The 9151-nt window shown below is 67.1% G+C and carries 9 protein-coding genes and 1 tRNA gene; 1 reads left to right on the top strand and 9 read right to left on the bottom strand.

Going from position 1 to position 9151, the window contains the following annotated elements:
* Positions 1–249: hypothetical protein (locus tag AC1DJN_RS06085; RefSeq protein ID WP_478038986.1), on the top strand; the 249-nt coding region annotated here is incomplete at its 5' end.
* 149 nt (positions 250–398) lie between these two features.
* Here the strand turns inward: AC1DJN_RS06085 and AC1DJN_RS06080 are convergent.
* From AC1DJN_RS06080 to AC1DJN_RS06040, 9 genes are all read right to left on the bottom strand, one after another.
* Positions 399–474, bottom strand: a tRNA-Gly gene (locus tag AC1DJN_RS06080).
* Between the two features lie 262 nt (positions 475–736).
* Positions 737–1363: a CDP-diacylglycerol--glycerol-3-phosphate 3-phosphatidyltransferase gene (gene pgsA, locus AC1DJN_RS06075; RefSeq protein ID WP_025875200.1), complete on the bottom strand. Its 627-nt coding sequence runs from the start codon at positions 1361–1363 to the stop codon at positions 737–739.
* A 17-nt stretch (positions 1364–1380) separates the two neighbouring features.
* Positions 1381–3225, bottom strand: coding sequence for an excinuclease ABC subunit UvrC (gene uvrC / locus AC1DJN_RS06070; protein WP_059063713.1), 1845 nt, complete (start codon positions 3223–3225; stop codon positions 1381–1383).
* Positions 3222–4634, bottom strand: a complete 1413-nt coding sequence (locus tag AC1DJN_RS06065; RefSeq protein WP_032975725.1) for a nhl repeat protein — start codon at positions 4632–4634, stop codon at positions 3222–3224. The genes uvrC and AC1DJN_RS06065 overlap by 4 nt, the downstream gene beginning before the upstream one ends.
* Positions 4631–5119, bottom strand: a complete 489-nt coding sequence (locus tag AC1DJN_RS06060) for a low molecular weight protein-tyrosine-phosphatase (protein ID WP_478038985.1) — start codon at positions 5117–5119, stop codon at positions 4631–4633. Before AC1DJN_RS06060 ends, AC1DJN_RS06065 begins: the two co-directional genes overlap by 4 nt.
* On the bottom strand, positions 5116–5889 hold the full coding sequence (gene kdsB, locus AC1DJN_RS06055; RefSeq protein WP_025875212.1) for a 3-deoxy-manno-octulosonate cytidylyltransferase: 774 nt from the start codon (positions 5887–5889) through the stop codon (positions 5116–5118). The genes AC1DJN_RS06060 and kdsB overlap by 4 nt, the downstream gene beginning before the upstream one ends.
* Positions 5890–5964: 75 nt before the next feature.
* Entirely contained in the window at positions 5965–6984 is a 1020-nt protein-coding gene (gene lpxK, locus AC1DJN_RS06050; RefSeq protein WP_478038984.1) for a tetraacyldisaccharide 4'-kinase, read from the bottom strand.
* On the bottom strand, positions 6984–8732 hold the full coding sequence (gene msbA / locus AC1DJN_RS06045) for a lipid A export permease/ATP-binding protein MsbA (RefSeq protein ID WP_025875215.1): 1749 nt from the start codon (positions 8730–8732) through the stop codon (positions 6984–6986). The genes lpxK and msbA overlap by 1 nt, the downstream gene beginning before the upstream one ends.
* Positions 8729–9151 carry an ExbD/TolR family protein gene (locus AC1DJN_RS06040; protein WP_025875217.1) on the bottom strand — a complete coding sequence of 141 codons (423 nt, stop codon included), beginning with the start codon at positions 9149–9151 and terminating at the stop codon, positions 8729–8731. Before AC1DJN_RS06040 ends, msbA begins: the two co-directional genes overlap by 4 nt.

Raw genomic sequence — 9151 nt, 5'->3', positions numbered from 1 at the left:
GCGCTAGTGTTATCCAATTTCCGCTACTACGGACGGGAAATCGGCGACTTTTCCGTTTACCGAGGCGCCCTGCCCCACGGCCTCACTTTCGGCCAAGGCAGGAGCGACGTCTTGTCAATGTTTGGTGAACCGGAATGGACAAATCCAGAAAGCAGCCGCATGCGATGGAAATCCGGCAGCTACAGAATCCATGTGACATTCGACAAGACCGGAAAGCTAGCAATTGTCTCCGGAGGATTGCCGATCTAAGAGCACAACTCTGCGCAACGTTCTGTCGGCACCCAAGTCATGATGTCTGCCGACATCGAGCCACTCCCAGACCACGCCGTCGACATCGCCCTATCTCGCGACAGCTCATAACGAAAAACGCCCCCTTCCGGGAGCGTTTTTCTTGAATCTGGAGCGGGAAACGAGACTCGAACTCGCGACCTCAACCTTGGCAAGGTTGCGCTCTACCAACTGAGCTATTCCCGCTTGGGAGGCGAAATTCTACCTGTTCTGCGCAACGCGTCAAGGCCTTTTTTTCAGGCAGATCGAGAGGTCATGGAATGCGTCATCCACGCATGGCGTGGATCTACCGCAGGCCACATTCCAGGCGATCCACGCCATGCGTGGATGAGGGATCCCGCGAAGGCCCACACAGTGCATGCATGCCCAGTAGATCCACGCCATGCGTGGATGAGAGCAGCGACGGGGTCAGAGCCCTTTCCTGCGGAAAGGGATCCGACCCCGGTGCTCAGTTGCCCAGCTTCTTCTGCCGCGAACGCTCGCGCGCGGCGCGCTCGTCGTCACGCAGGCTGGGCCAGGCGGCGTGCAGGTACTGCAGGCCCGACCACAGGGTCAGCACCGCGGCAATGGCCAGGGTCCAGTCACCGATATGGAATACCGGCGGGCCCATCCAGATGTCGTCGACCGGCACGTTCGGCGCCACCGAATACAGCAGGCACAGCAGCGCGACCATCTGCGCGGTGGTCTTGACCTTGCCGATCATCGCCACCCGCACCTTGGCACGCTGGCCGAGTTCGGCCATCCACTCGCGCAGCGCCGACACCGCGATCTCGCGGCCGACGATCACCGCCGCCCAGAACGCCATCCACGGGGTCGGATGCCCCTGCACGATAAGGAACAGCGCCACCGCCACCATCAGCTTGTCCGCGACCGGGTCGAGGAAGGCGCCGAACGCCGACTCCAGGCCGTAGCGACGCGCGATCCAGCCATCGAGCCAGTCGGTGATCGCGGCCAGGCCGAAGATCGCCGCCGATGCGAAGTTGGTCCAGGTGTAGGGCAGGTAGAACACCAGCACCAGCACCGGGATCATCACGATCCGCAACAGGGTCAGCCAGGTGGGCAGGGTCAACGTCATGCGGCTTTATTCTCTCTCTACTCGGCCGGATCCGGCGCGGCCAACCCGTGCAGGTTAGCGTAGATGCGCGCTGCGAGGGCGTCATTGATGCCTTCCACCTTGGCAATTTCCGCTTCTCCGGCCGCTTTCAGGCCGACCAGACCGCCAAAATGCTTCAGCAGGCTGGCGCGCCGTCGCGGCCCGATGCCGGGGATGTCYTCCAGTTTGCTGGTCATCCGGGCCTTCTGCCGGCGCCCGCGATGGCCAGTGATGGCGAAGCGGTGTGCTTCATCGCGCACCTGCTGGATGAACTGCAGGGCGGGATCGGCCGCACCCGGGCGCAGTTCGCGGCCATCGGGCATCACCAGCGCTTCGTGGCCGGCACGGCGTTCCACGCCTTTGGCCACGCCCACCAGCAGCACGTCTTCCACGCCCAGATCGGCCAGCGCCGCCTGGGCCTGTGCCAGCTGGCCGGCGCCACCGTCGATCAGCAGCACATCCGGCAACACGCCCTGCTCTTCCACTGCACGGCGGAAGCGGCGGTCGATCGCCTGGCGCATCGCGGCGTAGTCATCGCCCGGCTCGATGCCACTGATGTTGAAGCGGCGGTACTGCGCGCGCACCGGGCCGGCCGCATCGAACACCACACAGGAGGCCACGGTGGCTTCGCCCATGGTGTGGCTGATGTCGAAGCACTCCACCCGCTTTACCGGTTCGGCCAGCCCCAGCATCACCCGCAGCGCTTCGCTGCGCGCGTGCTGCGCGGTGCGGCTGTTGATCTCGGTGGCCAGGGTCAACTGCGCGTTGCGGCTGGCCAGTTCCAGGTAGCCGGCGCGCTCGCCGCGGACGTTCCATTTCAACTGCACCTTGCGCTCGGCCGAGGCCGACAGCGCAGAACCGATCAGATCGGCATCGGGAATTTCGCGGTCAAGCAGGATCTCGCGCGGCGGCTCGAATTCGATGTAGTACTGCGAGACAAAGGCCGCCAGCACTTCATCCGGGCTTTCCTCGCCATTGGTGCGGGGAAAGAACGGGCGGGTGCCCAGGTTGCGGCCATCACGGAAGGCCAGCAGCATCACGCAGGCCTGCGAGCCCTGCATGGCCACCGCCAGCACGTCGAGGTCGGCCGCGCGACCGTCCACGTACTGGCGRGTCTGCATGCTGCGCAATGAAGTAATCAGGTCGCGCAGTCGCGCGGCCTGCTCGAATTCCAGCGCTTCGCTGGCCGCCTGCATCTGCTCGCCGAGCTCCCGGGTCAGCTCATCGCTCTTGCCTTCCAGGAACATCGCCGCGCGGCGCACCGACTCGGCGTAGTCCGCTGCCGGCACCAGTTCCACGCACGGCGCGCTGCAGCGTCCGATCTGATACTGCAGGCAGGGCCGCGAACGGTTGCGGAACACGCTGTCTTCGCAGCTGCGCAGCTTGAACAGTTTGTGCATCAGGTTCAGCGTCTCGCGCACCGCGGTGACGCCGGGATACGGCCCGAAATAGCGCCCGGGAATGGCACGCGGGCCACGATGCAGGGCGATGCGCGGCCAGTCTTCGCGGGTCAGCAGCACATGCGGATAGGTCTTGTCGTCGCGCAGGGACACGTTGTAGCGCGGCGACAGCGACTTGATCAGCTGGTTTTCCAGCAGCAGCGCTTCGGCTTCCGAGCGCGTTACGGTCACGTCCATGCGCACGATCTGCGAGAGCATCGACATGATGCGCGCGTTCTTCGGACTGCCGTTGAAATAGCTGCCCACGCGGTTGCGCAGCGCGCGGGCCTTGCCGACGTACAACAGCGTGTCGTCGGCCGCGTACATGCGGTACACGCCCGGGGCGGTACTCAGCTGGGCCGCGAATGCCTTGCCATCGAAGGTCGGGACAGGAACAACGGTCATTCGCTGATCGGCACTTCGCTAAGCACGCCGCTGTCAGGGTCCAGGCGCAGTACGGTGTGGGAATCGGTTTCGGCGATCCACACCGCGCCGGCACCGACGGCCAGGCCGGCCGGGCCATGCAGGCGCCGCGGCAAGGGCTGGGTGGTCAGTTCGCCGCCGCCCAGGCGCAACGTGCGCAGGCGGCCATTGCCGGTGTCGGCGATCCACAACAACGGGGCATCCGGGCTCAATGCGATCGCCTGCGGGAACTGCAGGCTGGCCTGCGCACGCGGGCCATCGTCCTCGCCGAAACGCCAGGTGCCCTGCCCGACCAGGGTCTGCACCAGGTCACCGCGCAACTGCAATGAACGGATCGAAGACCCCAGCGCATCGGCCACGTACAGCACCTGCTGGACCACGGCCACGGCGGTGGGCTGGGCGAACGCGGCCAGATGGCCACTACCGTCGCGCTCGTCGATGGCGCCGCTGCCGGCGCGCCACTGCAGGCTGCGCTGGCCGAGGTGGTAGCTCCAGATGCGGTTGTCGCCGGCCATGGCGATGTGCAGCTGGTTTTCGGCGATGGCCAGGCCAACCGGATGATCCAGCGACACCTGCCGTGGCTGCGTCACCGGCCCTTCCACGGGGGCGCCCGGACGGCCGTTGCCACACAGGGTGTCGACCAGGCCGGTCAGCAGGTTGATGCGGCGCACCGCATGATTGCCGGTGTCGGCCACGTACAGCGACTCGCGCTCCAGCGCCAGCGCCTGCGGCCGGTGGAAAGCGGCCTCGGCGAGGTTGCCGTCCATGAAGTCGGCGGTACCCAAGCCGAACTGACGCAGCACGCGGCCGCCATGACTGCATTCCAGGATGCGGTGGTGGCCGCTGTCGGCGATGTACAACCGTTCCTGGTTCACTGCCAGACCCATCGGGAATCGCAGCGCCTGGCGCGGTTCGGGGTGCAGCTCGCTGCCGCCACGCGARGGGGCGGACGGCGCACCCTCGCAGAGGGCATTCAGGGCCCGCTCCAGCTCGCCGGGCACGCCCTGGCCGATCAAGCGCTGCTGTTCGCGACCCTGCGCGTCCAGCAGCACCATCGTCGGCCAGGCGCTGACGCCGAAGCGGCGCCAGCCATCCCAATCGGCATCAAGCAGCACCGGCATGGTCAGTCCCTGGCGGCGCAGCAGTTTCAGCGCAGCCGTGGCATCACGCTCGAAGTCGAAGCGCGGCACCTGCAGCACCAGAGGTTGCAGCTTGCCGGGGTGGCGTGACAGCCACTGGCTGAACTCGGCCAGCCGTTGCGCGCTCCATGCGGAAGCCGCGTTGACGAACAACAGCGCGACCGGCCGGCCACGCAGTTCGGTCAGGGTGCAGGGCGCGGCATTGAGCCAGGCGGCGAACTCGGGCAGGTCCGGGACGGGCTGGATGTTCATGACCCGATTATGCYGGAGTCGGCGTGATGCAACAGGCGTGCCACGGTGCGTTCGGCAGCAGCGTCGACCAGCGACCAGACCTGTTCGAAATGATCGCTGCCACCGGTATAGGGATCGGGAATCGCACGTTCGCCCTGCCCGCCCGACCACGGCAGGTACAGCGCCAGGCGCTCGCGCTGGGTGGCAATGGCGAGGCGTGCGGCGTCACGCAGGTTGGCCTCGTCGGCGCACAGGATCCAGTCGAAAGCGTCGAAGTCCTGCCGCTGCAACTGCCGCGCGCGCAGGCTGCCAAGGTCCACCCCGTGTCCGGCCGCGCATGCAATGGCACGCCGGTCGGGTGGCTGGCCCACGTGCCAGTCGCCGGTACCGGCCGAATCGACCTGTACCCGCCCAGCCAGCGCCGAGGCATCCAGGCGGGCACGCAGCGCGCCTTCGGCCATCGGCGAGCGGCAGATGTTGCCGAGGCAGACGACCAGCAGCCTCATCGCGCGGCCATCGCCTGCAGCAGCGTTTCGGCGCGCTGCAGGTCTTCAGGGGTGTCGATGCCCGGCGGGAAGGGTTCGGGCGAGATCGCCACGGCAATCGGGTAGCCCGCTTCCAGCACGCGCAACTGCTCCAGCGATTCCACCTGTTCCAGCGTGCCCGGCCGCATCGAGGCGAACTGCTGCAGGAAACCGGCACGGTAGCCATAGATGCCGATGTGGCGCAGCCACTGATGGCCTTCGGGCAGGGTGTCGCGGCTGCGGGCGAAGCCATCGCGATGCCAGGCGATGGGCGCACGGCTGAAGTACAGGGCCTCGTTGCGCACGTTGCGCACCAGCTTGACCACGTTGGGATCGAACAGCGTGTGGGCATCCTCGACCGGCGTGGCCAGGGTCGACATCGGTGCGCTGCCCGCCACCAGTGCCTCGGCCACGGCGCGGATGCCGGCAGCCGGCGCGAACGGTTCATCGCCCTGCAGGTTTACCACCACGGTGTCATCGGACCAGCCCGCAATGCGCGCGCACTCGGCCAGGCGATCGGTACCCGAGGCATGCGAGGCAGCGGTCATCGCCACTTTCACTTCCGCCAGGCCGGACAATGCGTCGGCAATGCGCTGGTCGTCGGTCGCGACCCATACCTCACCTGCGCCGGCCTGCAGCGCGCGGCGGGCCACATGCAGCACCATGGGTTCTCCGCCCAGCAGGCGCAGCGGCTTGCCCGGCAGCCGCGAAGCGGCATAGCGGGCCGGGATGGCAACAACGAAGTCGGTCATGCGGGCGGTACTCGGCAGGCGCGATACAGCAGGAATGCGGCCGGCGGCGTCCATTTGCAAGCGCCGCATGGCCCCTCAGTTCGGTCGCAGCTTGTCCAGGCGATCGGTCAACGCGATCCAGAAAGCAGCAGGCATCTCGGCGCGCAGCGGCACCGCGTACTGCCAGTCATTGGCGAACGCGCGGCACTTCACGGCATCCTTTTCGGTCATCAGCACCGGCAACTGGCTGCCAAAGGACAGATCCTGCGGCTGGTAGGCATGATGGTCGGCGAAGGCGTGCGGCACCACGCCGATCGCACGCGCGCGCAGCATGTCGAAGAAGCGTTGCGGATGGGCGATGCCGGCCACGGCATGCACGCGCTGGCCCGCGAAGTACGAAAGGGGACGTGCGCGCCCGCCGGCCAGCGGCTGTGCACTGTCGATGTGCAGGGCCATCGGCCATTGGYCGAAGCCACAGGCCTGGGCAGCCGCCGCTCCATCCGCCTGGCCCAGGTTGACCACCCGGAAATCGCATTCCGCTGCGCGGCTGACCGGCTCGCGCAGCGGGCCGGCGGGAATCATCCGGCCATTGCCATAGCGGCGCTGGGCATCAACCACCTCGATCTCGATGTCGCGCGCCAGCCGGTAGTGCTGCAGGCCGTCATCGCAGACGATCACGTCGCAGCCGGCGGCGATCAACGCCTTGCCCGCTGCCACGCGGTCACTGTCCACGCGTACGGGCACGCCGGTCTTCCAGGCGATCAGCACCGGCTCGTCGCCCCCCAGGGCAGTCGGCGTATCGGCTTCCACCCAACGTGCCTTGTCCGCTTGCTCACGACCGTAGCCGCGGCTGGCGACACCGGGCTTCCAGCCCGCGGCCCGCAGGCGCTCGACCAGGGCGATGGTCAGCGGCGTCTTGCCGGTGCCGCCGGCGGTGATGTTGCCGACCACGATGACCGGCACCGCCAGCGCATGGCGCTTGCGCCAGCCACGCCGGTACAGGCGCCGGCGCAGCGCGGTGACGCTGGCATACAGCGGCGCCAGCAGTCGCATCGGCCACGGAGCCGGGCTGCCGTCGTACCAGTACGGCGGGGTCTGGGTACCTTTGCCCGCCATCAGTCCTGCCTTTCGCGGAACTGCATGTTGTGCAGGTGCTGGTACAGACCGCCCATCGACAGCAGCTCCTGGTGGGTGCCGCGTTCAACGATGCGGCCATGGTCCATCACCAGCACCTGGTCGGCATGCTCGATGGTCGACAGGCGATGCGCGATCACCAGCGTGGTGCGCTCGGGCATCAAGCGCTGCAGCGCATCCTGCACCAGGCGCTCGGATTCGTTGTCCAGCGCCGCGGTGGCCTCGTCCAGGATCAGGATCGGTGCGTCGCGCAGGATGGCGCGGGCGATCGCCAGGCGCTGGCGCTGGCCGCCGGACAGCAGCGCACCATTCTCGCCCACCGGCGTCTGCAGCTGCTGCGGCATGCGCGCGATGAACTCCCAGGCATTGGCCGCCTCGGCAGCTGCACGGATCTGCTCGTCGGTGGCATCCATGCCGTAGGCGATGTTGGCCGCGATGGTGTCGTCGAACAGCATGACCTTCTGGCCGACGATGGCCACCTGCCGGCGCAGATCGGCCAACGGGTACTCATCCAGGGCAACGCCGTCGAGCAGGATGCGGCCACCGTTGGGTTCGTAGAAGCGCGGCACCAGCCGGATCAGGCTGGTCTTGCCGCTGCCGGAACGACCGACGATGGCGGTGACCGTGCCCGGCCTGGCAACGAAGCTGATGTCGTCCAGGGCGATGCCACTGTCTTCACGGTAACGCAGCATGACGTGCTCGAAGGCCAGTTCGCCGCGTACGCGCTGCACCGCGTGCTTGCCCTCGTCGCGCTCGACCGGCATGTCGATGATGCCGAACAGGCGCTCGGCCGCAGCCACACCGCGCGAGATCGAAGTCTGCACGCTGGTCAGCCGCCGCAGCGACGGAATGATGGCCATCATCGACGTCATCAGGCCCATGAACTGGCCCGCATTGAGCTTGCCGGCCAGTGCCTCGCGGGTGGACACCCAGACGATGACTGCCAGCGCCAGCGCCGCCAGGAACTGGACCACGCTGGAAGCCGCCGCGCGGGTCACTTCCACCTTCATGTTCAGCGCCAGCATGCGGTTGGCCAGGCGCGAGTAGCGCGAGATCTCGTGCTGCTGGGTGCCGTGCACCTTCACTTCCTGCTGCGCGGCCAGCGACTGCTCGGCGGTCTGCGCCATGGTGCCCATGCCGTCCTGGATGCCGCGGCTGATGCGTCGGTAGCGCTTGCCCACGTAGGACACGATCACGCCGATCAGCGGCACCACCACCAGCATCGCCAGGGTCACCTTGACGCTCATCTGCAGCATCACCGCCAGCATGGCGATGATGGTCAGGGTATCGGCCACCACGGTCTTCAGCGCGTCGGCACTGGCCTGGGTGACCTGTTCGGTGTCGAAGTTCAGGCGGCTGACCATCACCGGCGTCGCCTCGGCATCGAAATGCGAGGACGGCAGGTGCAGGTACTTCTGCAGCACCTGTTCACGCAGGTCGCGGACCACGCTGCGGCCGGTCTTGGCCAGCGTGTAGTCGCTGACCCAGGTGGCCACGCTGCGCATCAGGAACAGGCCGAGAATGGTCAGCGGCAGGATCACCGCCATGCGCGGCTCGGGGTTGACGAACCCGCGGTTGACCAGCGGCTCCATCAGCTTGGTGAAGTGATAGCCGGCCAGGGCTTCGACCACCATCGCGATGACCGCGCCGATCATGAACACCCAGTAGGTGCGGGTATAGCCCAGCAGTCGTTTGTAGATCGGCCACACTGGCGCGTGATGGGAACTCATGGACGCACCTCTGGCGCTGTTGCAATGGCGATACGACGGAAGCCGAGCTGGCCCAGCGCGTCCTGCGCGGTGACCACGGCCTGGTAGGGAGTGCGCGCGTCGGCACGCAGCAGCACGGTCTGTTCGCGGTCGCTGCCGGCGACGGCCGCAATGGTCTGCTTGACCGACTCGACGTCGCTGCGCAGCACTTCCTGATCGTTGACGAAGTAGCGGCCGTCAGCGTTGATCAGCACGCTCAGCGAGCGCGGCGGCTCGTTGGTCTGCTGCTGGCTGGCGGTCGGCAGCTGCACCTGCAGGGTCGATCGCGCGTCGAAGGTGGTGGTGACCACGAAGAAGATGATCAGCACCAGGATGACGTCGATCAGCGGCACCAGGTCGATATGCGGCTCATCCTGGGACCGGTCGTTGCCGATACGCAT

Source organism: Stenotrophomonas sp. 05L414_2, from assembly GCF_056397905.1.
The sequence above is the reverse complement of the archived record's forward strand: the minus strand, read 5'-3'. Positions and strand labels throughout refer to the sequence as shown.